The sequence below is a fragment of the Stenotrophomonas sp. PI_27 genome (genome assembly GCF_027854495.1).
GTDB classification, from domain to species: domain Bacteria; phylum Pseudomonadota; class Gammaproteobacteria; order Xanthomonadales; family Xanthomonadaceae; genus Stenotrophomonas; species Stenotrophomonas pavanii.
The window spans coordinates 21,131-45,604 of sequence record NZ_JAJNOF010000019.1 but is presented as its reverse complement, the minus strand read 5'-3'; the positions used below and the strand labels follow the sequence as shown (position 1 = coordinate 45,604).

Annotated in this window: 20 protein-coding genes and 1 pseudogene; 18 read left to right on the top strand and 3 right to left on the bottom strand. The window is 67.6% G+C overall.

Annotated features, from left to right (window positions below; all coding sequences use genetic code 11):
* Nucleotides 1-303: 303 nt before the first annotated feature.
* The 15 genes and pseudogenes from mraZ (at nucleotide 304) to lpxC (ending at nucleotide 17,159) form a co-directional block, all read left to right on the top strand.
* Nucleotides 304-750: a division/cell wall cluster transcriptional repressor MraZ gene (gene mraZ / locus LRM18_RS18860; protein WP_004143635.1), complete on the top strand. Its 447-nt coding sequence runs from the start codon at nucleotides 304-306 to the stop codon at nucleotides 748-750.
* Nucleotides 751-764: 14 nt separating this feature from the next.
* Nucleotides 765-1,733: a 16S rRNA (cytosine(1402)-N(4))-methyltransferase RsmH gene (gene rsmH / locus LRM18_RS18855; RefSeq protein WP_270955266.1), complete on the top strand. Its 969-nt coding sequence runs from the start codon at nucleotides 765-767 to the stop codon at nucleotides 1,731-1,733.
* The gene (ftsL, locus tag LRM18_RS18850) at nucleotides 1,730-1,993 is read left to right on the top strand and encodes a cell division protein FtsL (RefSeq protein WP_005415286.1); all 264 of its coding nucleotides are present in this window, start codon (nucleotides 1,730-1,732) and stop codon (nucleotides 1,991-1,993) included. Before rsmH ends, ftsL begins: the two co-directional genes overlap by 4 nt.
* A complete protein-coding gene (locus LRM18_RS18845) occupies nucleotides 1,990-3,834 on the top strand; it encodes a penicillin-binding transpeptidase domain-containing protein (protein WP_270955265.1) in 1,845 nt (614 codons plus the stop codon). Before ftsL ends, LRM18_RS18845 begins: the two co-directional genes overlap by 4 nt.
* Nucleotides 3,831-5,339 carry a UDP-N-acetylmuramoyl-L-alanyl-D-glutamate--2,6-diaminopimelate ligase gene (locus LRM18_RS18840; RefSeq protein ID WP_053505689.1) on the top strand — a complete coding sequence of 503 codons (1,509 nt, stop codon included), beginning with the start codon at nucleotides 3,831-3,833 and terminating at the stop codon, nucleotides 5,337-5,339. Before LRM18_RS18845 ends, LRM18_RS18840 begins: the two co-directional genes overlap by 4 nt.
* Entirely contained in the window at nucleotides 5,336-6,730 is a 1,395-nt protein-coding gene (murF, locus tag LRM18_RS18835) for a UDP-N-acetylmuramoyl-tripeptide--D-alanyl-D-alanine ligase (protein WP_053462171.1), read from the top strand. Before LRM18_RS18840 ends, murF begins: the two co-directional genes overlap by 4 nt.
* A complete protein-coding gene (gene mraY, locus LRM18_RS18830) occupies nucleotides 6,720-7,805 on the top strand; it encodes a phospho-N-acetylmuramoyl-pentapeptide-transferase (RefSeq protein WP_033834434.1) in 1,086 nt (361 codons plus the stop codon). The genes murF and mraY overlap by 11 nt, the downstream gene beginning before the upstream one ends.
* Nucleotide 7,806: 1 nt before the next feature.
* On the top strand, nucleotides 7,807-9,132 hold the full coding sequence (gene ftsW, locus LRM18_RS18825; protein ID WP_049468228.1) for a putative lipid II flippase FtsW: 1,326 nt from the start codon (nucleotides 7,807-7,809) through the stop codon (nucleotides 9,130-9,132).
* A complete protein-coding gene (murG, locus tag LRM18_RS18820) occupies nucleotides 9,129-10,217 on the top strand; it encodes an undecaprenyldiphospho-muramoylpentapeptide beta-N-acetylglucosaminyltransferase (RefSeq protein WP_064237667.1) in 1,089 nt (362 codons plus the stop codon). Before ftsW ends, murG begins: the two co-directional genes overlap by 4 nt.
* A gap of 40 nt (nucleotides 10,218-10,257) precedes the next feature.
* Complete coding sequence (gene murC, locus LRM18_RS18815) at nucleotides 10,258-11,694, top strand: UDP-N-acetylmuramate--L-alanine ligase (protein WP_049468223.1); 1,437 nt, start codon at nucleotides 10,258-10,260, stop codon at nucleotides 11,692-11,694.
* Nucleotides 11,691-12,653, top strand: a complete 963-nt coding sequence (locus tag LRM18_RS18810; RefSeq protein WP_049468221.1) for a D-alanine--D-alanine ligase — start codon at nucleotides 11,691-11,693, stop codon at nucleotides 12,651-12,653. The genes murC and LRM18_RS18810 overlap by 4 nt, the downstream gene beginning before the upstream one ends.
* A pseudogene (locus LRM18_RS18805) lies at nucleotides 12,650-13,324 on the top strand (cell division protein FtsQ/DivIB); the annotation flags it as partial. The gene LRM18_RS18810 and the pseudogene LRM18_RS18805, both read left to right, overlap by 4 nt.
* 71 nt (nucleotides 13,325-13,395) lie before the next feature.
* Nucleotides 13,396-14,631, top strand: a complete 1,236-nt coding sequence (ftsA, locus tag LRM18_RS18800) for a cell division protein FtsA (protein ID WP_005408083.1) — start codon at nucleotides 13,396-13,398, stop codon at nucleotides 14,629-14,631.
* A gap of 169 nt (nucleotides 14,632-14,800) precedes the next feature.
* On the top strand, nucleotides 14,801-16,042 hold the full coding sequence (ftsZ, locus tag LRM18_RS18795; RefSeq protein WP_049468218.1) for a cell division protein FtsZ: 1,242 nt from the start codon (nucleotides 14,801-14,803) through the stop codon (nucleotides 16,040-16,042).
* A gap of 205 nt (nucleotides 16,043-16,247) precedes the next feature.
* Nucleotides 16,248-17,159, top strand: a complete 912-nt coding sequence (gene lpxC / locus LRM18_RS18790) for a UDP-3-O-acyl-N-acetylglucosamine deacetylase (RefSeq protein ID WP_049468216.1) — start codon at nucleotides 16,248-16,250, stop codon at nucleotides 17,157-17,159.
* Nucleotides 17,160-17,440: 281 nt separating this feature from the next.
* Here lpxC and LRM18_RS18785 read toward each other — a convergent pair whose 3' ends face one another.
* Nucleotides 17,441-17,890: a DUF721 domain-containing protein gene (locus tag LRM18_RS18785; protein ID WP_032956682.1), complete on the bottom strand. Its 450-nt coding sequence runs from the start codon at nucleotides 17,888-17,890 to the stop codon at nucleotides 17,441-17,443.
* Nucleotides 17,891-17,902: 12 nt separating this feature from the next.
* On the opposite strand from LRM18_RS18785, the gene LRM18_RS18780 reads away from it, so the two are divergent.
* The 3 genes from LRM18_RS18780 (at nucleotide 17,903) to LRM18_RS18770 (ending at nucleotide 22,915) form a co-directional block, all read left to right on the top strand.
* A complete protein-coding gene (locus tag LRM18_RS18780) occupies nucleotides 17,903-18,859 on the top strand; it encodes a M23 family metallopeptidase (protein ID WP_053462174.1) in 957 nt (318 codons plus the stop codon).
* A 267-nt stretch (nucleotides 18,860-19,126) separates the two neighbouring features.
* Entirely contained in the window at nucleotides 19,127-21,859 is a 2,733-nt protein-coding gene (secA, locus tag LRM18_RS18775; protein WP_049468212.1) for a preprotein translocase subunit SecA, read from the top strand.
* Between the two features lie 102 nt (nucleotides 21,860-21,961).
* The gene (locus LRM18_RS18770) at nucleotides 21,962-22,915 is read left to right on the top strand and encodes a Nudix family hydrolase (protein ID WP_064237670.1); all 954 of its coding nucleotides are present in this window, start codon (nucleotides 21,962-21,964) and stop codon (nucleotides 22,913-22,915) included.
* Nucleotides 22,916-23,018: 103 nt separating this feature from the next.
* On the opposite strand, the gene LRM18_RS18765 is transcribed toward LRM18_RS18770, so the two are convergent.
* Together LRM18_RS18765 and metF are read right to left on the bottom strand one after the other, a co-directional pair.
* Nucleotides 23,019-23,600 carry a DUF4124 domain-containing protein gene (locus LRM18_RS18765; protein WP_270955264.1) on the bottom strand — a complete coding sequence of 194 codons (582 nt, stop codon included), beginning with the start codon at nucleotides 23,598-23,600 and terminating at the stop codon, nucleotides 23,019-23,021.
* 40 nt (nucleotides 23,601-23,640) lie between these two features.
* A complete protein-coding gene (gene metF, locus LRM18_RS18760) occupies nucleotides 23,641-24,468 on the bottom strand; it encodes a methylenetetrahydrofolate reductase [NAD(P)H] (RefSeq protein WP_049468206.1) in 828 nt (275 codons plus the stop codon).
* Between the last annotated feature and the right edge of the window lie 6 nt (nucleotides 24,469-24,474).

Below are 24,474 nucleotides of genomic sequence, written 5' to 3'. Positions count from 1 at the left end.
CGCAGTCTGGCGCCGTTTCCGGCCCGCTCCGGATGAATGCGCGGCTGATGTTTCACGCCCTGTCCACGCCCCTGAACTTCCGTTCAATCTCAAAAATTGAGACGGATCAGCAACTTGTGGATAAGCCTTGAACAATTCTCTAAAGGTTGTTGCAAGCCATTGATGCGGCTGGCGATTTCCCTGCTGAAAAGTTGTTGACAACCCTCCGCCCGCTGCTAAGGTGGGCATCAGAGGGAAATCCGGGTGTTTTGTGGGTTTTCGTGGTTCAATGTTTCACCGGGCGAAGGACAAGGTGCAGGCGTCGTGTTCCAGGGCGAGACGGCCATCACAGTTGACGACAAGGGGCGCATGGCGGTTCCCACCGCTTACCGCGACCTCGTCGCGCGCGCCAGCAACAACCGTCTCGTGCTGACCTACAACCCGTTCGAAGCCGGCTGCCTGTGGCTGTACGCAGAGTCGGAATGGGAGCGGGTCCGCGACGATGTGATGTCCAAGCCCAACACCCAGCGCGTCGTGCGCCTGTTGCAGCAGAAGCTGGTCGGCTCGGCCGCCCATCTGGAACTGGACGGCAACGGTCGCATCAGCATCCCCGCCAGCCACCGCGGTGCGGTGGGCATTGAGAAGAAGGCGGTATTGCTCGGCATGGGCGACAAGTTCGAATTGTGGAGCGAGCAGGCGCATCGGGCCCTGATCCAGCAGACGTTGTCTGACGAGGATCTGGGTGATGGGTTGCTCGACCTGAAGTTGTGAGCCGGGGTGCCCGGATGCGCCCAGAAGCGCAGGCCGGTCACCTTCCGGTGTCGCAGTCGCCGGCGGTGCACCTGCCGGTCCTGTACACCCAGGTCCTTGAAGGCCTGAGGGTGATCGAAAACGGACGTTATCTGGATGGCACGTTCGGTCGTGGCGGTCATGCACGTGGCGTGCTCACCCAGCTCGGTCCCGAGGGGCGCCTGCTGGTCATGGACAAGGATCCGGAAGCCATCGCCGTTGCCGAGCGCGATTTCGCGCCGGACCCGCGCGTGTCCATCTTCCGTGGCAGCTTCGCCCAGCTGCTGCAGTGGGATGCGACGGCCGAAGGCCTGGACGGCGTGCTGTTCGACCTGGGGGTGTCGTCGCCGCAGCTGGACGTGGCCGAACGTGGCTTCAGCTTCGGCAAGGACGGCCCGCTGGACATGCGCATGGACCCGGACAGCGGTGAAAGCGCCGCGCAGTGGATCAACCGCGTGGAAGAGCGCGAGATCGCTGATGTGCTGTGGACCTACGGCGAAGAGCGGCAGAGCCGGCGCATCGCCCGCGCCATCGTGGCCCGCCGCGAGAAGCAGCCGTTCTCCCGCACCGCCGAACTGGCCGAGCTGATCGCCTCGGTGATGCCGCGTGGGAAGGACAAGATCCACCCGGCCACGCGCAGCTTCCAGGCCATCCGCATCCACATCAACCGCGAGCTGGCCGATCTGGAAGCCGGGCTCGATGCGGCGGTGGAACGGCTCAAGCCCGGTGGCCGCCTGGCGGTGATCAGCTTCCACTCGCTGGAAGACCGCATCGTCAAGCAGTACATGAACCGCCTGGCCAAGGCGCCGCCGGCCAACCGCCGGCTGCCCGAGGCGGTTGCGTTCGTGCCGACGCTGGACCTGATCGGCGGCGCCATCAAGGCCACCGAAGAAGAGCTGGCCGCCAACCCGCGTGCCCGCAGCGCCGTGCTGCGCGTGGCACAGAAGCGGGAGGCCGATGCATGAGCCGGCTGCTGCTGATCATCCTGCTGGCCTGCACCGTCGCCTCGGCGATCGGCGTGGTGTTCGTGCGCCACCGCCACCGGCAGACCTTCATCGAGCTGTCGCGTGCCGAGCGCAAGCGCGATGACATCAATCTTGAGTTCGGCCGCCTGCAGCTGGAACAGGCCACCCTGGCCGAAGCCAACCGCGTGGACCGCATTGCCCGCGAGAAGCTCGGCATGAAGTTCCCCGAGGCGGCTGACATCGTGGTGGTGCGCCCATGAGCAAGACCGGCCGCAACCGCCCGCGCAACGCCTTCAACCTGCGCCAGCGCCTGCGCTGGGTCGCGCTGGCGCTCGGCCTGTGCTCGGTGTCGCTGGTCGGCCGCGCGGCCTACGTGCAGATCATCAACAGCGACTTCTACCAGCGCCAGGGCGAGGCCCGCTACCTGCGCGAGCTGCCGATCAAGACCTCGCGCGGCATGATCACCGACCGCAACGGTGAACCGCTGGCGGTGTCCACCCCGGTCGCCTCGATCTGGGTCAACCCGCAGGACCTGCTGCGTTCGCCCGAGCGCATCCCGGAGCTGGCCCAGGCGGTCGGCATGTCGGTGGATGAGCTGAGCAGCCGCCTGTCGCAGAAGTCGGACAAGGAATTCATGTACCTGCGCCGCCGGATCAATCCGGACGAGGCAGAGAAGGTGGTCGCGCTGAAGATCCCGGGCGTGGCCGCGCAGCGCGAGTTCCGCCGCTTCTACCCGCAGGGTGAGGCGATGGCGCACGTGCTGGGCTTCACCAATATCGACGACCGCGGCCAGGAAGGCCTGGAACTGGCGTTCGACGAATGGCTGCGCGGCAAGCCCGGTGCGAAGCGGGTGATCCGCAACCGCAAGGGCGAGACCGTCGAAAGCGATCTGCTGCGCGCCGCCGAGCCGGGCAAGGACCTGACCCTCAGCATCGACCGTCGCATCCAGTACCTGGCCTTCAAGGAACTGCGCAACGCGCTGGTGGCCAACAAGGCGGCCGGCGGTTCGATGGTGATCATGGACGTGACCACCGGCGAGATCCTGGCCATGGTCAACCTGCCGACCTACAACCCGAACTCGCTGACCGGCGCGATCCCCGATACGCGCCGCAACCGCGCGGTGACCGACCTGGTCGAGCCGGGTTCGACGATGAAGCCGCTGACCATCGCCACCGCGCTGCAGGCCGGGGCGGTGACCAAGGACACCATCATCGATACCAACCCGGGCTATATGACCCTGGGCCGCTTCACCATCCGCGACGTGCCGCGCAACAACGGTGTGCTCAACGTGACCGGCGTGATCACCCGCAGTTCGAACGTGGGTGCGGCCAAGGTTGCGGCGAAGATGCCGGACCAGACCTTCTACGACGGCGTGCGCCGCTTCGGCTATGGCTCGGCGCCGCACAGCGGTTTCCCGGGGGAATCGGCCGGTGTGGTGATGCGTCCGGCACGCTGGTCGGGTACCACCAAGACCACGATGTCCTATGGCTACGGCCTGTCGGTCACGCCGCTGCAGATCGCCACTGCGTACTCGGCGCTGGCCAACGGCGGCAGGTTGATCGCGCCGACCTTCGTAAAGGGCCAGCGCAACGAGGGCCAGCAGATCATCGACGAGAACGTCGCCCGGCAGGTGGTGGCGATGATGGAAACGGTGGTCACCCAGGGCGGTGCCAAGCAGGCGGCCGTGCTGGGTTACCGCGTGGCCGGCAAGACCGGCACCGCGCGCAAGGCCGGTCCGGGCGGATACGAGCGCGGCCATTACAACGCGCTGTTCGCCGGCGTGGTGCCGGCCACCAACCCGCGCTTTGCCACCGTCATCGTCATCAACGACCCGCAGGCCGGCAAGTTCTACGGCGGCCTGGTCTCGGCGCCGGTCTACCACAACGTGATGGAAGGCACCCTGCGCCTGATGGACGTGCCGCTGGACGACCTGCAGTCGTGGCTGGCCGCACAGCAGTCCGGCAAGGTCGGCCATTCGGCTTCGATCCTGCCTGCGCCGCCGGCCGAGACCGCGCTGCCGGTCGATGCCGCCGCTGAATTCGACGCTGCGCTGCCGAGCGGGCAAGCCCAGACGCCGCCCGCTACGGGAGGCACGCAATGAGTCCTTCGATGTTGCTTTCGCAGTTGCTTCCGGACGTGGCCCTGGCGGGTCATGATCCCGTTCTGACCGGCCTGGTGCTGGACAGCCGTGCCGTGCGCCCCGGTAACGCCTTCGTCGCCATCGCCGGTTTCGGCGCGCACGGCCTGGGCTTCGTCGAGCAGGCGCGCGCTGCCGGTGCCAGTGCCATCCTGTTCGAACCGCCGGCACCGGCCGATCTGCCGGCACCGGCCGATGCGATCGCCGTGCCGGGCCTGCGCGCGCGCATGGGCGCGATGGCCGACCAGTTCCATGGCGCACCGTCACGGGCAATGGCGATGGTCGGCGTGACCGGCACCAACGGCAAGACCTCCACCGTGCAGCTGCTGGCCCAGGCCTGGCACCTGCTCGGAACGCCCAGTGGCAGTATCGGCACGCTGGGCGCCGGACTTTATGGTGCCGTCGAGCCGACCGGCTTCACCACGCCGCTGGTGCTGCAGATGCATGCGTTGCTGGCCCAGCTGCGCGACGCCGGTGCGCGCGCGGTGGCGATGGAAGTCAGCTCGCATGCGCTCGACCAGGGCCGCGTGGACGCCGTGCACTACGACGTGGCGGTGTTCACCAACCTCACCCGCGACCATCTGGATTACCACGGCGACATGGCCAGCTACGGCGCGGCCAAGGCGCGGCTGTTCCATCGCCCGGGCCTGAAGGCGGCGGTGATCAATCTGGACGATGCCTTCGGCCGCCAGCTGTTCGCGGGCCTGCCGGCCAGCGTGCAGCCGATCGGGCTGAGCTCGCGCGGTGCCGAGGACGCCAGCGTGCGCGCCGAGGCGCTGCAGCTTGACGGCCGTGGCATCGCCTTCGAACTGGTCATCGACGGCCAGCGCGCTGCGGTGCAGTCGCCGCTGCTGGGCCGCTTCAACGTGGACAACCTGCTGGCCGTGGCCGGTACCCTGCACGCGCAGGGCCAGCCGCTGCCGCGTATCGCCGAAGTGCTGTCGGCGCTGCAGCCGATCCGTGGCCGCATGAACCGGCTTGGCGGCGAGAACGGCCTGCCGACCGTGGTGGTCGACTACGCACATACCCCGGACGCGCTGGAGCAGGCGCTGGACAGCCTGCAGGGCCACCTGCACGGCGCGCTGTTCTGCGTGTTCGGCTGCGGTGGCGAGCGCGATACCGGCAAGCGCCCGCAGATGGCGGCGATCGCCGAGCGCCTGGCCAACCAGGTCATCGTCACCGACGACAACCCGCGTGGCGAAGATGGCGACGTGATCGTGGCCGACATCCTGGCCGGCTTCCAGAACGCCGATGCCGTGACCGTGCAGCGCAGCCGCGCGCGCGCGATCGGCCTGGCGGTGAAGCGCGCCGGTGCCGGCGACATCATCCTGATCGCCGGCAAGGGCCACGAGCCGTACCAAGAAGTGAATGGCGTGCGCCATGACTTCGACGACACCGAAGTGGCCGCGGCTGCACTGGCGGCCAAGGCCGGTGTTCTAGAGGCACAGGCCGGGGAGGGCGCCGCATGAAGCGCACCCTGCTTTCGCTGATCGCACACTGGGCCGGCGGCGAGATCCACGGCGACGACGTGGCCATCGATGCGGTCAGCAATGACACCCGCAACCTGGGCCCCGGCAGCCTGTATGTCGCGCTGCGCGGTGAGCGTTTCGACGGCCATGACTTCGCGGCCGACGCGCAGGCGCGCGGTGCCAGTGCGCTGCTGGTCGAGCGCCTGCTGCCGATCGAACTGCCGCAGGTGCTGGTGGCCGACAGCGAACTGGCGCTGGCCAGGATCGCCACCGGCATGCAGCGTGACCGTGGCACCGAGGTGTTCGCGATCACCGGCAGCAACGGCAAGACCAGCGTGAAGAGCCTGCTGCTGTCGATCCTGCAGCAGGTGGCCCAGCACGCGCACAAGGTGGTCTACGCCAATCCGGGCAACCGCAACAACGAGATCGGCCTGCCGCTGGCGGTGATCGATGCACCGGAAGATGCCGACTATGCCGTCTACGAGATGGGTGCCGGCAAGCCGGGCGACATCGCCTACCTGACCGACATCGCCCGCCCGCGCTACGCGCTGGTCAACAACATCGCCCCGGCGCACCTGGAGCGGATGGGCAGCCTGCTCGGCGTGGCGGTGACCAAGGGCGCGATCTATGCCGCGCTGCCCGCCGATGGCGTGGCGGTGATCAATGCCGACGATGCGTACGGCCGCTGGTTCGAACAGCATTTTGTCGGCACCCCGGCGCGCTGCCGAGTGCTGCGCTTTGGCCTGGAGCATTCGGCAGACGTGACCGCGCGCGATATCCGCGCCGGTGCGCAGGGCAGCCAGTTCACGCTGGTCGCGCCGGCCGGCGAAGCCCGCGTGGTGCTGGGCCTGCCGGGCCGCCACAACGTCAGCAATGCACTGGCCGCCGCCAGCCTGGCGCTGGCCGCCGGCATCGACCTGGCACGCATCGCGGCAGGCCTGGCCGAGGCCCAGCCGGTGCCGGGCCGCCAGATCGCCCATCAGCTGCGCAATGGCGCGGTGCTGGTGGACGACAGCTACAACGCCAACCCCGGTTCGCTGGCAGCGGCCATCGATGCCCTGGCCGCCGCGCCGGAAGAGGGCTGGCTGGTGCTGGGCGACATGCGCGAGCTGGGCCCGGATGCCGAAGCGCTGCATGCGCAGGCGGGCCTCCGCGCACGCGCCGCCGGGCTCAAGCGCCTGTATGCGCTGGGTCCGCTCAGCGCTGCCGCCGCTGCCGCCTTCGGCGACGGTGGCCGTCATTTCGCCACCCATGACGCGCTGTCGCAGGCGCTGAAGGACGAGCTGCACGCCGGCGTGCGCTGCCTGGTCAAGGGGTCCCGTGGCAGCGCCATGGACACGATTGTCAAAGCGCTGCTGGCGCAAGGAGAGGAATCCCCGCATGTTGTATGAACTGGCTCGATGGTTGCAGCAGTTGGAGAGCCTGTTCGGGCTGTTCAACTACCAGACGTTCCGCGCCATCCTTGCCGCGCTGACGGCCCTGTTCCTGTCGCTGTGGCTCGGCCCGGCGATGATCCGCAAGCTTGCCCAGTTCAAGGGCGGCCAGCCGATCCGCAAGGACGGTCCGCAGACCCATTTCTCCAAGGCCGGCACGCCGACCATGGGCGGTTCGCTGATCCTGCTCACCGTCACCCTGTCGGTACTGATGTGGGCCGACCTGCGCAACCGCTACGTGTGGCTGGTGCTGGCGGTGATGCTGTGCTTTGGCGCCATCGGCTGGTATGACGACTGGATCAAGATCGTCCGCCGTGACCCGAACGGCCTGAAGTCGCGCTGGAAGTACCTGCTGCAGTCGATCTTCGGCCTGGCCGCGGGCCTGTTCCTGTTCTATACGGCCGACGTGCCGGCGGCGTTGACGTTCTACATCCCGATGTTCAAGTCGGTCGCGCTGCCGCTGGCCGGCATTGGCTTCGTGGCGATCGCCTACTTTTGGATCGTCGGTTTCTCCAACGCGGTGAACCTGACCGACGGCCTGGACGGCCTGGCGATCATGCCCACCGTGCTGGTGGCCTGCGCGCTGGGCGTGTTCGCCTACGCCTCGGGCAACGTGGTGTTCGCCAACTACCTGCAGATCCCGCAGATACCGGGCGCAGGCGAGCTGGTCATCATCTGCGCGGCGATCGCCGGCGCGGGCCTGGGCTTCCTGTGGTTCAACACCTATCCGGCCATGGTGTTCATGGGCGACATCGGTGCACTGGCGCTGGGTGCGGTGCTGGGCACGATCGCGGTGATCACCCGCCAGGAGCTGGTGCTGGTGATCATGGGCGGCGTGTTCGTCATCGAGACGCTGTCGGTGATGATCCAGGTCGCATCGTTCAAGCTGACCGGCAAGCGCGTGTTCCGCATGGCGCCGATCCACCACCATTTCGAACTGAAGGGCTGGCCGGAGCCGCGCGTGATCGTGCGCTTCTGGATCATCTCCGTCGTGCTCGTGCTGATCGGCCTGGCCACGTTGAAGGTGCGCTGAGATGAACGACCTGTCCCGCCAGGCAACACGTCTTGAAGCCATCGAAGGCAGCTACGACAAGTGGCTGCTGGGCGCGATCATCGCGCTCACCGGTGTCGGCGTGGTGATGGTGGCCTCCAGCTCGATCGCGCTGATGAGCAGCCCGTTCTATTACCTCAACCGCCACCTGATCTTCCTGGCGGTGGGTATCGTGCTGGCGGTCATCGCCGCCCGCACCGAGCTGAAGTCGATCGAGCAGTACAACCAGATGCTGCTGCTGGGCTGCTTCGTGCTGCTGCTGGCGGTGTTCGCGCCGGGCCTGGGCAGCACGGTCAACGGCGCACGCCGCTGGATCAACCTGGGCATTTCCAAGTTCCAGACGGTCGAGGCGGTGAAGGTGCTCTACATCGTCTGGCTGTCCAGCTACCTGGTGCGCTTCCGCGACGAGGTCAATGCGACCTGGCCGGCGATGCTCAAGCCGCTGGGCGTGGCCGGCGCGCTGGTGGTGCTGCTGCTGCTGCAGCCGGACTTCGGTTCCTCGACCCTGCTGCTGGCGATCACCGCCGGCATGCTGGTGCTGGGCGGGGTCAACATGCCGCGCATGTCGATGCCGGTGATCATCGGCCTGGTCGGCATGAGCGCGCTGGCGATCATCGAGCCGTACCGCATGCGCCGCATCACCTCCTTCCTGGACCCGTGGGCTGACCAGCAGGGCGACGGCTACCAGCTGTCCAACGCACTGATGGCAGTGGGCCGTGGCGAATGGACCGGCGTCGGCCTGGGCAATTCCGTGCAGAAGCTGTACTACCTGCCGGAAGCGCACACCGACTTCATCTTCTCGGTCACCGCCGAGGAATTCGGTTTCCTGGGCACCTGCGTGATCGTGGCGCTGTATGCGCTGCTGGTCGGCCGCACCTTCTGGCTGGGCATGCGCTGCGTGGAAATGAAGCGCCACTTCTCCGGCTACATCGCATTCGGCATCGGCCTGTGGATCAGCATGCAGACCTTCGTCTCGATCGGCGTGAACCTGGGCATCCTGCCGACCAAGGGCCTGACCCTGCCGCTGATCTCCTCCGGCGGTTCGTCGGTGCTGATGACCTGCGTGGCGATGGGCCTGCTGCTGCGCGTGTCGTATGAACTCAAGCGCGCCGAGCGCCGCCAGGCCGTGCGCATCGGTGGCGCCGAAGACGCCGCGGCCGAGCCGGTGGACGCGCCGGCCGCACCGATGGCCACCGGCGTGCCGCTGAGCGCCGCGCCGGTCGCGCCCGCACCTGCTGCAGCGAACGCCGCGCGCGGCACCAGCCGACTGCAGTCGCGCATCGAACCGACCTTCGGGAGGCTGTCATGAGCGCGGCCACCGATAGCGCGCGTCCGGTGATGATCCTCGCCGGTGGCACCGGTGGCCACATCTTCCCCGGCCTGGCCGTGGCCCGCGTGCTGCGTGGGCGTGGCGTGCCGGTGACCTGGATGGGGGCCGAAGGCGCGATGGAAACGCGCCTGGTGCCGCAGCACGACATTGCCATCGATACGCTGGCCATCACCGGCCTGCGCGGCAAGGGCAAGCTGGCCCTGCTGGCGGCACCGTGGCGGCTGATGCGTGCACTGCGCGCGGCCGGGCTGATCATCCGCAAGCGCCAGCCGCGCGCGGTGGTCGCCTTCGGTGGCTTCGCCTCCGGTCCCGGCGGCATGGCCACGCGCCTGCATGGCCTGCCGCTGATCGTGCATGAGCAGAACCGTGCGCCGGGCCTGACCAACCGCATCCTGTCGCGTTATGCGCGCCGCCTGCTGACCGGTTTCCCGGGCACCTTTGCCCAGCGCGAGGAATTCGTCGGCAACCCGGTGCGTGCGGAAATCGCCGCCATTGCGCCGCCGGAGCAGCGCTTCGCCGACCGTCACGGCCCGCTGCGCGTGCTGGTGGTCGGGGGCAGCCAGGGCGCGCGTGCGCTCAACACCGGCGTGCCCCAGGCGATCGCCGCGCTGGGCGCCGACGTGCCGGTGCAGGTGCGCCACCAGAGCGGCGAGAAGATGCATGCCGAAGCGGTCGAGGCGTATGCCAAGGCCGGCGTGCAGGCTGAGATCACCCCGTTCATCGCCGACATGGCCGAGGCCTTCGCCTGGGCTGACCTGGTCGTCTGCCGCGCCGGCGCGTCCACCCTGGCCGAGCTGTGCGCGGTCGGTGTCGGCAGCGTGCTGGTGCCATTCCCCGCTGCCGTCGACGATCACCAGACCCGCAATGCGGAGTACCTGGTCGAGCGCGGCGCGGCGGTGTTGCTGAAGCAGGACGGAACGCTGGCCGACGGCATCGCCGCACTGCTGCGCGATCTGTCCGAAAATCCCGCCCGCCGCATGCAGATGGCGCAAGCCGCGCGTGCCCTGGCCAAGGTCGATGCCGCCGAGCGCATCGCCGATATCATTCTCGAGGAAGCTGTATGAAGAAGGCATGCCACCGCGCCTGCCCTGCGCGAGGCCGCGCATGATCCGTCGCCTGCACGACACCAACGACCTGGTGCGCGCGTTCCCGCGCGTGCACTTCGTCGGCATCGGTGGCACCGGCATGAGTGGCATCGCCGAAGTGATGCTGACGCTGGGCTACGAAGTGTCCGGCTCGGACAACGCGGACAACGTGGCGACCCGCCGCCTGGCCAGCCTGGGTGCGCGCATCATGCGCGGCCACTCGGCAGCCAATGTGCTGGGCACCGACTGCGTGGTGGTCTCCAGCGCCATCCGCGAGGACAACCCGGAGCTGATGGAAGCGCGCAGCCAGCGCATTCCGATCATGCCGCGCGCGGCGATGCTGGCCGAGCTGATGCGCTTCCGCCGCGGCATCGCCGTGGCCGGTACGCATGGCAAGACCACCACCACCAGCCTGACCGCAGCGGTGCTGAGCGAAGGTGGCCTGGACCCGACGTTCGTGATCGGTGGCCAGCTGCTGGCCGCCGGTGCCAACGCCAAGCTGGGTGGCGGCCAGTGGCTGGTGGCCGAGGCCGACGAAAGCGATGGCAGCTTCCTGCGCCTGAACCCGCTGATGTCGATCATCACCAACATTGATGCGGATCATCTGGAGAACTACGGCAACGATTTCGCCCGCGTGCAGGCGGCGTTCGCCGAGTTCCTGCAGCGCCTGCCGTTCTACGGCCTGGCGGTGTTGTGCATCGATGATCCGGAAGTGGCGGCACTGGCTGCCAAGACCCCGCGCCACGTGATGAGCTACGGCATGAGCCCGCAGGCCGACGTGCGCGCCGAGAACGTGGTGCAGGAAGGCTCGCGCATGCGCTTCACGCTGCGCCTGCCGCAGGGCACCAGCCAGGAAGTGGTGCTGGCGCTGCCGGGCAGGCACAACGTGCTCAACGCGCTGGCCGCCGCGGCGGTGGGCTGGCAGCTCGGCGTTGCCCCGGACGCGATCGCGCGCGCGCTGGAAGGCTTCGCCGGTGTCGGCCGCCGCTTCAACGACCTGGGCGAAGTGACCACCGCTAGCGGTGCCAAGGTGCGCATCATCGACGACTACGGCCATCACCCGAGCGAGCTGGAGGCGGTATTCGCCGCCGCCCGCGGGGGCTGGACCGACAAGCGCCTGGTGGTGGCCTTCCAGCCGCACCGCTACAGCCGTACCCGCGACCAGTTCGACAAGTTCGCCGCGGTGCTGTCCAGCGTCGACGCGCTGGTGCTGAGCGAGGTCTATCCGGCCGGTGAGGAACCCATTGCCGGTGCCGACTCGCATGCCTTGGCCCGCGCCATCCGCGCGCGCGGCCGCAGCGAGCCGGTGGTGGTGGGCAAGGCCGCCGAGCTGGCCAGCGTGCTGCCGGATGTACTGCAGGACGGTGACCTGCTGCTGATGATGGGGGCCGGCGACATCGGTGCCGTGGCTACCCACATCGCAGTGGAAGGCTTCAAGGGGGAGGGCCAGGCGTGAGTACGCTGACCTTCCCGCCGCTGCGCGTGACCGACCCGGCCGTGTTCGGCCGCGTCGCCGTGCTGCTCGGCGGCAGCTCCAGTGAACGCGAGGTGTCGCTGGACTCGGGCCGCAACGTGCTCGAAGCCCTGCAGTCGCGCGGCGTCGATGCGTTTGCCGTGGATGGCATCCCGGCGCTGGCCAGCGCGCTGGCCGCCGGTGGCATCGACCGCGTCTTCAACATCCTGCACGGCCACAACGGTGGCGGTGAGGACGGCATCGTGCAGGGCCTGATGGACGCCTTCGGCGTGCCGTATACCGGCTCGGACGTGCTGGGCTCGGCGCTGAGCATGGACAAGATCCGCACCAAGCAGGTGTGGCTGTCGCTGGGCCTGCCGACCCCGCAGTACCGCAAGGTCGACGCCTCGAACGTGCATGCGCTGGCCGCCGAGCTGGGCCTGCCGGTGGTGGTGAAGCCGGCCAACGAAGGCTCCAGCGTGGGCATCAGCCGGGTCACCGACGAGGCGGGCCTGGATGAGGCCGTGGCCCTGGCCGCGCGCTACGACGGCCAGCTGCTGATGGAACAGATGGTGGTCGGCGACGAACTGACCGTGGCCATTCTGGGCGACGTCGCGCTGCCGTCGATCCGCATCGTGCCCAAGGGCCAGTGGTACGACTACAACGCCAAGTACATCGCCGAGGACACCCAGTACCTGTGCCCGGGCCTGGAAGGCGATGCCGAGGACGAGATCCGCCGCATCGCGCTGGCCGCGTTCCGCGCCGCCGGCTGCCGTGGCTGGGGCCGCGTGGACGTGATGCGCGACCGTGCCAGCGGCCGTTTCTTCCTGCTGGAAGTGAACACCGCGCCGGGCATGACCAGCCATTCGCTGGTACCCAAGGCGGCGCGCCAGGCCGGCATCGGTTTCGAGGAACTGGTGTGGCGCGTGCTGGAACAGACCCTGGAGGCCGCGCACGCATGAACGCGCTGCTGCGCATCTTCGTCTGGCTGTTGGCGCTGTCGGTGGTTGCACTGCCGGTGGTGGCCGTGGTCAATGGCTGGGTCGGCGCCGAGCGCTGGCCGCTGGCGAAGCTGCGCGTGCATGGCGAGTTCAAGCGGGTACCGGCCGAGCAGCTGCAGCAGGTGCTGCTGCCCTATGCGCGCGCCGGGTTCTTCGCGGTCAAGCTGCAGGATGCGCAGGATGCCCTGGAAAAGCTGCCCTGGGTGGAGAGTGCCCAGGTACGCAAGCAGTGGCCGGACGTGCTGGAAGTGACCCTGGTCGAGCACAAGCCGTTCGCACGCTGGGGCACCGACCGCCTGGTGTCCGAGCAGGGCAAGCTGTTCCCCACGCCGAAGAAGCTGTCCGACCTGGCGTTGCCCGAACTGGATGGCCCGGACAGCCAGACCGGAGAAGTGATGAAGCTGTACAGCGACGCACGTGCATTGTTCGCACCGGCCGGCGTCGATGTGCGCCGGGTGACGATGGATGCGCGCGGCAGCTGGTCGCTGGTGCTGAGCAACGGCACCGAAGTGGTGGTCGGCCGTGACGACGCCCGCTCGCGCATGCAGCGCTTCGTCAAGGTGCTGCCGCAGCTCAACCGTCAGGACGCGCCGATCGAGCGCGCCGATCTCCGCTACACCAATGGTTTCACGCTGAGCTGGGGTACCCCGGCCACGCCGGCGAAAACGCCGGCGACCCCGGCCAGAAGCACGCAGGAAAGGACATGAATCGCAAGGGTGACAAATCGCTGATCGTTGGCCTGGACATCGGCACCTCCAAGGTGGTGGCGCTGGTGGGTGAGTATTCGCCGGGCAACCCGATCGAAGTGATCGGCATCGGCTCGCACGAATCGCGCGGGCTGAAGCGTGGCGTGGTGGTGGATATCGAATCGACCGTGCAGTCGATCCAGCGTGCGGTGGAAGAAGCCGAGCTGATGGCCGGCTGCGAGATCCGTTCGGTGTACGCCTCGATCTCCGGCAACCACGTGCAGTGCAAGAACTCGCCGGGCATCGTGCCGATCCGCGACGGCGAAGTGACCTGGGGCGACCTGGATCGCGTGCTCGATGCGGCCAAGGCGGTGGCGATCCCGGCCGACCAGAAGATCCTGCACGCGATCCCGCGCGAGTACGTGCTGGACGATTCGCAGGAAGGCATCCGCAATCCGGTGGGCATGACCGGCGTACGCCTGGAGGTGCATGCGCACCTGGTGGTGTGTGCGCAGTCGGCCGCGGCCAACATCAGCAAGTGCGTCCAGCGCTGCGGCCTGCAGGTGGATGACCTGGTGCTGTCCTCGCTGGCCTCCAGCGTGGCGGTGCTGACCGCCGACGAGCGCGAGCTGGGCGTGGTGCTGGTCGACATGGGCGCCGGCACCACCGACATCGCCGTGTTCGTGCAGGGCGCGATCTGCCACACGGCCTCGCTGCCGATCGCCGGCGACCACGTGACCAACGACATCGCGCACATGCTGCGCACGCCGACCCCGGAAGCCGAGCAGATCAAGGTGCGCTATGCCTGCGCCCTGGCCCAGCTGGCCACCGCCGAAGAGAGCATCCAGGTGCCGTCGGTGGGTGATCGTCCGCCGCGCCGCATGCCGCGCCACTCGCTGGCGCAGGCCGTGCAGGGCCGTTACGAGGAGATCTTCGAGATGGTGCAGGCCGAACTGCGCCGCTCCGGCTTCGAGGAACTGGTGCGCGCCGGCATGGTGCTGACCGGAGGCGCGTCGAAGATGGAAGGCGTGGTCGAACTGGCCGAGGAAATGCTGCAGATGCCGGTGCGCGTGGGCATCCCGCAGCACGTCACCGGCCTGGGCGAAGTGGTCGGCAACCCGGTACACGCCACCGGCGTGGGCCTGCTGCTGATGGGCAGCCAGATCGAGCACCCGCGGCGGCCGTCGCTGCCGACCGGGCGCGCTGGAAGCATGTTCAAGAAACTCAAGACCTGGTTCCGCGGCGAGTTCTGACGCGGAACCCGCAACACCCGGGTCACCCCGGTGCAACACCCGCAGTACCCGCATCACAACGCAGCAACGCACTACACAACCCACACAGCCGCAACGGCAACATGACACGCGAAGGCAGGAGGCCCGACCGTCCATGCCACCGACAAGCGGATACAACGAGGACACGGACATGGCGCATTTTGAACTGATCGAAAAGATGGCACCCAATGCGGTGATCAAGGTGGTTGGCGTGGGCGGCGGCGGCGGCAACGCCGTGGCGCACATGGTCAACTCGGCGGTGGATGGCGTGGAATTCATCACCGCCAACACCGACTCGCAGGCCATCAAGAATTGCGGTGCCAAGCTGCAGCTGCAGCTGGGTACCAACGTGACCAAGGGCCTGGGCGCAGGCGCGAACCCGGAAGTCGGCCGCCAGGCCGCGCTGGAAGACCGTGAGCGCATCATGGATGCGCTGCAGGGCGCGGACATGGTGTTCATCACCGCCGGCATGGGTGGCGGCACCGGCACCGGCGCTGCGCCGGTGGTGGCACAGCTGGCCAAGGAAATGGGCATCCTGACCGTGGCCGTGGTCACCAAGCCGTTCCCGTTCGAAGGCCGTCGCCGCATGCAGGTGGCGCTGAAGGGCATCGAGGAACTGAGCCAGCACTGCGACTCGCTGATCACCATCCCGAACGAGAAGCTGATCACTGTGCTGGGTCGCAACGCGACCATGATCCAGGCCTTCCGTGCCGCCAACGACGTGCTGCAGGGCGCCGTGCAGGGCATCGCCGACCTGATCGTGCGTCCGGGCCTGATCAACGTCGACTTCGCCGACGTGCGCACCGTCATGTCCGAAATGGGCCTGGCGATGATGGGTACCGGCACCGCCCGTGGGGATGACCGTGCCCAGGCCGCTGCCGAAGCCGCGATCCAGAACCCGCTGCTGGACGATGTGAACCTGGCCGGTGCCAACGGCATCCTGGTCAACATCACCGCCGGCGCCGACTTCACCATGGCCGAGTTCGACGAGATCGGCCGCACCATCGACGGCTTCGCTTCGGAAGACGCCACCGTGGTGGTCGGCACCGTGCTCGATCCGGACATGCAGGACGAAGTGCGCGTGACCGTGGTCGCCACCGGCCTGAACCGCGTTTCGGCCAGCAAGACCCAGCGTCCGGGCGAGCGCGCACCGATCAAGCTGGTCCGCAATGCCACGACCGGCCAGCCGGAGTTCGGCGACTTCGACAACGGCGGCGACGCCGTGTCCAAGGCCGTCGGCGGCATGGGCATGGGCATGGGCCTGCGTCGTGCCAGCAGCGACACCGCGGCGGCGTCCGCACCGTCGGCCCCGGCCGCATCGGCCCCGGCGGCGGCGGAACTGCCGAACGATTACCTGGACATCCCGGCCTTCCTGCGCCGCCAGGCGGACTAAGCGGGGCGGCCCGGGGTTGTCCTCCCCGGGTTGCGCCACCATGTCCTGAAAACGCGGGCGCCGGGCCAGGATGGGCCCGGCCGCCCTGCTTCACGCGCTTTCCAGCGGCGTGCCGGTGGGTCCTGCCGGTGGCTGCAACTGGCGTTTCAGCCAGGGTAGGGGAGTGCGCGTGTTAATCTAATTTGTCACTTCCGGTCCATCCCCCATGATCCAGCAACGCACCCTCAAGAACACGATCCGCGCCACCGGCGTTGGCCTGCACAGTGGTGACAAGGTCTACATGACCCTGCGCCCGGCACCGGTCAACCATGGCATCGTGTTCCGCCGCGTGGACCTGGACCCGGTGGTGGAGGTGCCGGCCAAGGCCGAACTGGTCACCGAAGTGACCCTGTGCACCGGCCTGACCTGCAACGACGCCAAGATCCAGACCGTCGAACACCTGATGTCGGCGCTGGCCGGCCTGGGTGTGGACAACATCATCGTCGAACTGTCCTCGGCCGAGCTGCCGATCATGGACGGTTCGGCCGGCCCGTTCGTGTTCCTGCTGCAGTCGGCAGGCATCGTCGAACAGGATGCGCCCAAGCGCTTCATCCGCGTGCTCAAGACCGTGGAAGTGACCGAGGGCGACAAGGTGGCCCGCTTCACCCCGTACGAGGGCTACAAGCTGGGCTTCACCATCCAGTTCGACCACCCGATGATCCCGGCCAAGCAGTCGCGCCAGGAAATCGAGTTCTCGACGCTGGCCTACACCAAGGAAATCTCCCGGGCGCGCACCTTCGGTTTCATGCGCGACCTGGAATACATGCGCGAGCGCAACCTGGGCCTGGGCGGTTCGATGGACAACGCCATCGTGCTGGACGAGTTCCGCGTGCTCAACGAAGACGGCCTGCGCTATGCGGACGAATTCGTGCGCCACAAGATTCTTGACGCAATCGGCGACCTCTACCTGGCCGGTGGCCAGGTGCTGGGCGCCTATGAGGGCTTCAAGTCCGGCCATGCGCTCAACAACAAGCTGGTGCGGGCCTTGATGGCCGACGCCAGCGCCTGGGAATGGGTCACCTTCGACTCGCCGGCCACCCCGGATCCGGTTGAATACGCCACCCCGGCCTACGCCTGATTCCGTAGATCATTGAATTTAAAGATAAAAACGCCGCCTTTCCGGGCGGCGTTGTTGTTTCCGGCGTCGCCGACGCATTCAGTGCGCTTGGATCGTGTCAAGCCCGGTTCGAGATCACGGTTTTGTGAACCTGTTGGATCGGAAGCCTGAATTTAACGAAGTTTTAACTCCAATCTAACGACAGGCCCCCGGATGGCCGCTAGGATGCGACCCGGCCCCCGAAATGTTTCACGCCGTGGTGACACGCGCGACGGGGAGCGGAGCCGGATGCTCCGTTGCCATCAGGACCGCTTCTTCGGCTTCGAGGGAACGTCCTGCAGGCAAGCCAAGGCGTCGCGTAGCCCTTTGTGCGTGGCGGCTGAAACTGCGTGGGGGCCATTCCGGTTGTCGATCGCTGGGGAGCGTGAGGGAGTGGTGGACGCAGTCTTGATGGTCACCCTGGTGGCCTTCAGCCCGATGGAACGGGCCGCGTCGAGCAACTGGGCTTCGGCAAGCCGCAACTTGGCATGCCAGACCGGCGATTCGACGAGAAAAACGAGGTGTTCCCCGTCCACATTGGCCAGCCGGCAGCGGCTGCGCAGAGGTGGCGGCAACTGGGGGCGCAACTGCCGGTCCAGCGCGTCGAGCCACAAGGCCCGACGCAGCGGGTTCCCGCTTTTGTCCGCCATTACCGCATCCAGCGCCGGTTTCGGCACTGACGCGGGGCGAACGCTGGATTTCGGCTCAGACATGAAAACTCACTGATGGCATTCAAAAAGATCGTAATCAAAACGCGTGAAGGACAGGCCAAGGCGTCGCCGATCACGCGTTTGCGGTTCTATTTCGAGGACCGCCCCCGCGCCCTGCTGGGCAGCGTGCTCGGGGTAGGCTGCATTATCGGCCTTGCCGGCGGCATTGGCGCCAGTGCGCTGAATGATTCGCGCCTGCAGGCCAAGGTCGAGCGCCAGGATGCGGAGCTGGCCAAGGTCAAGCGCGATGCGCAGACCCAGGTCAACGCGCTGGCCGCCCGCCTCGGCGAGCTGCAGGCGCAGGCCACCCGCCTGAACGCCCTCGGCGAACGGCTGACCCAGATGGGCAAGCTGGAAGATGGCGAGTTCGACTTCAACGAGACCCCCGGCCTCGGTGATGGCGACGCCGGCGGCCCGACCAGCGACATCCCGGTCAAGGACGTCAACGCCGACTTACAGGTGCTGGAGCAGCGCTTCGCTGCTTCAGGCCGCCAGTTGTCGGTGATGGAATCACTGATGTTCGACCACCAGCTGCAGCAGAACGCCGTGCCCTCGCGCATGCCGATCCGCAACAGCTACGTGACCTCCGGTTTCGGCACCCGTGCCGACCCGTTCGGCCGCGGCGCCGCCACCCACAAGGGCATGGACTTCCACGCCAAGGTCGGTGATCCGGTGATGGCCGTGGCCGAGGGCGTGGTCAGCTTCGCCGGTGTGAAGGGCGGCTACGGCAATGTCGTCGATGTCGACCACGGTAACGGCTACGTCACCCGCTACGCGCACAATTCGCGCCTGGTGGTGAAGGCCGGTGACCTGGTCCGTGCCGGCCAGGAAGTGGCCAAGGCCGGTTCCACCGGCCGTTCGACCGGTGCCCACGTGCACTTCGAGGTGTGGGAGAACGGCAACGTGGTCAACCCGCGCAAGTTCCTCGGAGACGGCGGCAACACGCCGGTCGGCCGCATCAGCCGCGGCTGATGCCCGGGCCGGATCCGGTTGATCTGGTAGTGCCGGCCGCTGGCCGGCAACCTCATGATCTGCGGCGGCATCGCGTACCCGGCCAGCGGCCGGCATTACCGGCAAGGTTCGGATGCCATTGCCGCCAAAGGGTTGAAACCCCTCGCGCCCGTCCCAAGCTACAATGGGTGTTGCCATCGACAGGGCGCCAGGCGCCCTGTTTCGTTTGCGGCGGACGGATCCCCAGGGGGAGGCCGGGCGTCGTGTCCATCCAACCCGGTTCCTTCAATGATCAACAGCCTGCTTACCCGCGTATTTGGCAGTCGTAACGAACGACAGCTGCGCCAGCTCAACCGCATCGTCGCCAAGATCAATGCGCTGGAGCCGGAGATCGAGAAGCTGTCCGACGAGCAGCTTCAGGCCAAGACGCCGGAGTTCAAGCAGCGCATCGCTGGCGGTGAAGCCCTGGACAAGGTGCTGCCGGAAGCGTTCGCGGTCTGCCGCGAAGCCGGCCGCCGCGTGCTGGGCATGCGCCATTACGACGTGCAGCTGATCGGCGGCATGGTGCTTCACCTGGGCAAGATCGCAGAAATGCGCACCGGTGAAGGCAAGACCCTGGTGGCGACCCTGCCGGTGTACCTCAATGCACTGGAAGGCAAGGGCGTGCACGTGGTCACCGTGAACGACTACCTGGCCCGTCGCGACGCCGCGCAGATGGGCAAGCTGTACAACTGGCTGGGCCTGAGCGTGGGCGTGGTGTACCCGGGCATGCCGCACAGCGACAAGCGCGAAGCCTACGCAGCTGACATCACCTACGGCACCAACAACGAATTCGGTTTCGACTACCTGCGCGACAACATGGCGCTGTCCAAGGCCGATCGCTACCAGCGCGGCCTGCACTACGCCATCGTCGACGAAGTCGACTCCATCCTGATCGACGAGGCGCGTACCCCGCTGATCATCTCCGGCCCGGCCGATGATTCCCCGGAGCTGTACATCCGCGTCAACCGCGTCGTGCCGCACCTGGTCAAGCAGGAAGCGGAAGACGGCGAGGGCGACTTCTGGGTCGACGAGAAGGGCAAGCAGGTGCACCTGTCCGAAGCGGGCATGGAGCACGCCGAGCAGCTGCTGGTGGAAGCCGGCATCCTCGACGGCGAGACCGAAGGCCTGTACGCGGCGCAGAACCTGACCGTGGTCCACCACCTCAACGCCGCCCTGCGCGCGCACGCGATCTACCAGCGTGACGTGGACTACATCGTGCGCGACGGCGAAGTGGTCATCGTCGATGAATTCACCGGCCGCACCCTGGCCGGCCGCCGCTGGTCCGATGGCCTGCACCAGGCGGTGGAAGCGAAGGAAGGCGTGCCGGTGCAGCGCGAGAACCAGACGCTGGCGAGCATCACCTTCCAGAACCTGTTCCGCATGTACAAGAAGCTGTCCGGCATGACCGGTACGGCCGATACCGAAGCATTCGAGTTCCAGAGCATCTACGGCCTGGAAGTGGTGGTGATCCCGACCAACCGCCCGACCATCCGCAAGGACAGCCCGGACCAGGTGTTCCTCAACCGCAAGGGCAAGTTCAATGCGGTGCTGGCCGACATCGAAGAATGCGCCAAGCGCGGCCAGCCGGTGCTGGTGGGTACCACCTCGATCGAAACCTCGGAAATGCTGTCCGAGCACCTGAGCAAGGCGGGCGTGAAGCACGAGGTGCTCAATGCCAAGCAGCACGACCGCGAAGCGACCATCGTCGCCAACGCCGGCCGTCCGGGCGCAGTGACCATCGCCACCAACATGGCCGGCCGCGGTACCGACATCGTGCTGGGCGGTTCGCTGGAAGCCGAGATCCACGCCCTGGGCGAGGACGCGACCGACGAGCAGAAGGCGGCGGTCAAGGCCGAATGGCAGAAGCGCCACGAGGCAGTGAAGGCGGCCGGCGGCCTGCACATCGTCGGTACCGAGCGCCACGAATCGCGTCGTATCGACAACCAGCTGCGCGGTCGTTCGGGCCGCCAGGGTGACCCGGGTTCGTCCCGCTTCTACCTGTCGCTGGAAGACAACCTGATGCGCATCTTCGCTTCCGACTGGGTGCAGAAGGCCATGCGCATGATGGGCATGAAGGAAGACGACGTCATCGAGGACCGTCTGGTCAGCCGCCAGATCGAAAAGGCGCAGCGCAAGGTCGAGGCCCACAACTTCGACATCCGCAAGAACCTGCTGGACTTCGACGACGTCAACAACGACCAGCGCAAGGTGATCTACGCCCAGCGCGACGAGCTGCTGGACGCCGAGTCGGTCAAGGCCAACGTCGACGGCATCCGCGACGACGTGATCTTCGACACCGTCGCGCGCTTCGTGCCGCCGAACTCGATCGACGAGCAGTGGGACCTGCGTGGCCTGGAAGCGACCCTGGAGTCGGACTTCGGTCTGCAGATGTCGCTGACCGACCTGGTCAAGGCGCACGAGGAACTGGACGCCGAGGCCATCGCCGCCAAGGTCCAGGAGCGCGTCAACCAGCACTTCGCCGAGAAGGAAGCCGGCCTGGGCGAAGAGACCATGCGCGCGCTGGAGAAGCACGTGATGCTGACCGTGCTGGACCAGAGCTGGAAGGAGCACCTGGCACGCATGGATTACCTGCGCCAGGGCATCTACCTGCGAGGTTACGCGCAGAAGCAGCCGAAGCAGGAATACAAGAAGGAAGCCTTCGAGCTGTTCTCGGACATGCTGGAGAACGTCAAGCGCGAAGTGGTGACCCTGCTGGCCCGCGTGCGCATCCGCAGCGACGAGGAAGTGCAGGCGCTGGAAGCGGCCGAGCGCCAGCAGGCGCAGGCCCGCCTGAGCCAGTCGCAGTTCCAGCACCAGGATGCCGGCGGTTACAGCGCCGACGAGGAAGCCGCGCAGGTGGAAGCCGCCCAGCAGGGCGTGGCCACGCTGCAGCGCGACGAGCCGAAGATCGGCCGCAATGATCCGTGCCCGTGCGGCAGTGGCAAGAAGTACAAGCACTGCCACGGCCAGCTGAGCTGACCCCGGAAGGCCCCGCGCAAGCGGGGCCTTCTGCTTTGGCGCGGGCAATCCGGCGCGGATTCGTGATTGCGCTGGTCGCCCTGTTCTGGGCATGCTGCCCCCATGGTTTCCCCCACCCGATCGATCCATGTCGTGGCTGCCGTCATCACCGACGCCCGTGGCCGCGTGCTGCTCAACCGCCGTACCGAGAACCGCGACATGGCCGGCCTGTGGGAATTCCCCGGCGGCAAGCGCGAATCCGGCGAGACCTCCGAACAGGCGCTGGTGCGTGAACTGCGCGAGGAGCTGGGCATCGAGGCCGATGTCGGGCCGTGGCTGATGGACGTGCCGCAGCGCTACCCCGACAAGCACCTGACCCTGGAAGTGCGCCATGTGCGCAGCTGGAAGGGCACCCCGCGTGGCCGCGAGGGCCAGGCGATCACCTGGGTGGCGCAGGACAAGCTGGGCCGCTACTCGATGCCGCCGGCCGACCTGCCGGTGGTGGCCGCCTTGCGCCAACCGGACCGCTACCTGATCACCCCGGCCCCGGCCGACGATGCCAGCGGCGTGCAGCACTGGCATGACTGCCTGCAGCGCGCGGTCGCGGCGGGCCAGCAGCGCATCCAGCTGCGGCTGCCGCCGGAACACCCGCAACGGCAGGCGATGATCGAACAGGCCGTGCGCGCGCATCGTCGCGGCGTGCAGTGGCTGCTCAACCGCGATATCGCGCTGGCACGCTCACTGGGCGTGGGGGTGCACCTGGGCAGCGAGCAGCTGCATGACCTGCAGGAACGGCCCTTGCCGGAGGGGCAGCTGGTCGCCGCGTCCTGCCATGACCTGGACCAGTTGCAGGCGGCGCAGCGGCTGGGCTGCGACTTCGCAGTGCTCGGCCCGGTGCAGGCCACGGCCAGCCACCCCGGGGCAGTGCCGCTGGGCTGGGAGGCCTTCGCCGCACTGCGTGCGCAGGTGTCGCTGCCAATCTACGCCCTGGGCGGCATGGCCGCGGGACACATCACCGAAGCCCGCCGCCATGGCGGGCAGGGCATCGCCGCCATCCGCGGGCTGTGGCCAACGTAACGCCGCGCACGCGGGGTCAGATCCCTGCGCAGCAGGGCTCTGACCCCATGGCCGAGATCCGGGGTCAGAGCCCTTTTCGCTGGAAAAGGTCCGGCTCCTCCGATCACAACGTGATCCAGAAACACCCGTATTGCCGCCGCAACCCCAGCACGGTCGACGCGCGCGACACGCTGCCGGGCAGCGTCTGTTCCAAGCGCAGGCCGATCGGATGGCGCGCCGCAGGCGGCTCGGGGTCGGATTCCTGCGCCGCAGCGCTCTGACCGTCCTCCTGCGAGGCCACCAGCCCCTGTGACGGATACACCGGCACCACGTCCACCAGCGGCCGCCGCGCCAACGATTCCAACTGGCCGAGGATGCGCTGTGCGCCCGCGTCGGAAACCGCGCCCCACAGGTACAGTGAGGACAGCCGGTTCACATCGTTGCTGACGATGCCGGTACGCAGCGCCTCCACCAGTTCGCTCAGCCGCCGCGGGCAGCGCGCACCCAGGGTGTCGCGCGGCGGGGTGTTGCCGGCGGGCGCGGGCGGTGGCAATCGTGATCGGGCGCCGACGCTGTCGCAGGGCCGGTCGGTATACACGCTCTGGCCCTGCGCATCGGTGCAGCGGTTCAAGCGCGTGGACTGCGCATGGACAACGCTCGATGCCGAGCACAACCACAGCAGCAACAGGAAGGAAAGCCGGTTCATCGCCGCAGGGTAGCGCCGATCGTGGCCAGATGGCGTGCTTTCAGCCGTGCAGCAGCTTCAACACCGACGTGGTCGGCTTGGCCAGGTTCAAGGTGTAGAAGTGCAGGCCCGGCGCGCCCCCCTCGACCAGGCGTTGGCACAGCCTGGCCACCACTTCGGTACCGAACGCGCGCACCGATTCGGCGTCATCGCCATAGGCCTGCATCTTGCGGCTGATCCAGCGCGGAATTTCCGCACCGCATTGTTCGGAAAAGCGGCGCAGCTGGCTGAAGTTGGCGATCGGCATGATGCCGGGCGTGATCGGCACCTGCACGCCGAGCCGGCGTACGGCATCGACGAAATGGAAATACGCATCCGGGTTGTAGAAATACTGGGTGATCGCCGCGTCGGCGCCGGCATCGATCTTGGCCTTGAAGTGCTTCAGGTCGGCCAGTGCATCGGAGGCCTGTGGGTGGGTCTCCGGGTAGGCGCCGACCTCGATGCGGAAGGCATCGCCGTGCTCGGCGCGGATGAACTCGATCAGCTCGGCGGCATAGCGCATGTCGCCGGGGAAGCCCATGCCGGAGGGCAGGTCGCCACGCAGCGCGACCAGGCGATGGCAGCCGATGGCGCGGTACAGCTTGAGCAGTTCGCGGATTTCCTGGCGGGTGCCGCCGACGCAGGACAGATGCGGTGCCGCCTCGAAGCCGTGGTGCTGGTTGAGGTGGCGCACGGTCTCGGAGGTGTAGCTGAGGGTCGAGCCACCGGCACCGAAGGTACAGGACACGTACTCGGGGCTGTAGTCCTTCAGCCTGGCCGCGGCGCGGTCCAGCTGGCTGCGCTGTTCGTCGGTCTTGGGCGGATAGAACTCGAAGCTGATGGCAGTCATGGCACG

Bases quoted from the DNA above. Each gene is read 5' to 3' on its own strand.
- murF (WP_053462171.1), top strand. From the start codon at position 5,336: ATGAAGCGCACCCTGCTTTCGCTGATCGCACACTGGGCCGGCGGCGAG.
- ftsA (WP_005408083.1), top strand. From the start codon at position 13,396: ATGAATCGCAAGGGTGACAAATCGCTGATCGTTGGCCTGGACATCGGC.
- lpxC (WP_049468216.1), top strand. From the start codon at position 16,248: ATGATCCAGCAACGCACCCTCAAGAACACGATCCGCGCCACCGGCGTT.
- mraY (WP_033834434.1), top strand. From the start codon at position 6,720: ATGTTGTATGAACTGGCTCGATGGTTGCAGCAGTTGGAGAGCCTGTTC.
- murC (WP_049468223.1), top strand. From the start codon at position 10,258: ATGATCCGTCGCCTGCACGACACCAACGACCTGGTGCGCGCGTTCCCG.
- murG (WP_064237667.1), top strand. From the start codon at position 9,129: ATGAGCGCGGCCACCGATAGCGCGCGTCCGGTGATGATCCTCGCCGGT.
- secA (WP_049468212.1), top strand. From the start codon at position 19,127: ATGATCAACAGCCTGCTTACCCGCGTATTTGGCAGTCGTAACGAACGA.
- metF (WP_049468206.1), bottom strand. From the start codon at position 24,468: ATGACTGCCATCAGCTTCGAGTTCTATCCGCCCAAGACCGACGAACAG.
- LRM18_RS18780 (WP_053462174.1), top strand. From the start codon at position 17,903: ATGGCATTCAAAAAGATCGTAATCAAAACGCGTGAAGGACAGGCCAAG.
- LRM18_RS18840 (WP_053505689.1), top strand. From the start codon at position 3,831: ATGAGTCCTTCGATGTTGCTTTCGCAGTTGCTTCCGGACGTGGCCCTG.
- ftsL (WP_005415286.1), top strand. From the start codon at position 1,730: ATGAGCCGGCTGCTGCTGATCATCCTGCTGGCCTGCACCGTCGCCTCG.
- LRM18_RS18785 (WP_032956682.1), bottom strand. From the start codon at position 17,890: ATGTCTGAGCCGAAATCCAGCGTTCGCCCCGCGTCAGTGCCGAAACCG.
- ftsW (WP_049468228.1), top strand. From the start codon at position 7,807: ATGAACGACCTGTCCCGCCAGGCAACACGTCTTGAAGCCATCGAAGGC.
- LRM18_RS18845 (WP_270955265.1), top strand. From the start codon at position 1,990: ATGAGCAAGACCGGCCGCAACCGCCCGCGCAACGCCTTCAACCTGCGC.
- LRM18_RS18770 (WP_064237670.1), top strand. From the start codon at position 21,962: ATGGTTTCCCCCACCCGATCGATCCATGTCGTGGCTGCCGTCATCACC.
- rsmH (WP_270955266.1), top strand. From the start codon at position 765: ATGCGCCCAGAAGCGCAGGCCGGTCACCTTCCGGTGTCGCAGTCGCCG.
- ftsZ (WP_049468218.1), top strand. From the start codon at position 14,801: ATGGCGCATTTTGAACTGATCGAAAAGATGGCACCCAATGCGGTGATC.
- LRM18_RS18765 (WP_270955264.1), bottom strand. From the start codon at position 23,600: ATGAACCGGCTTTCCTTCCTGTTGCTGCTGTGGTTGTGCTCGGCATCG.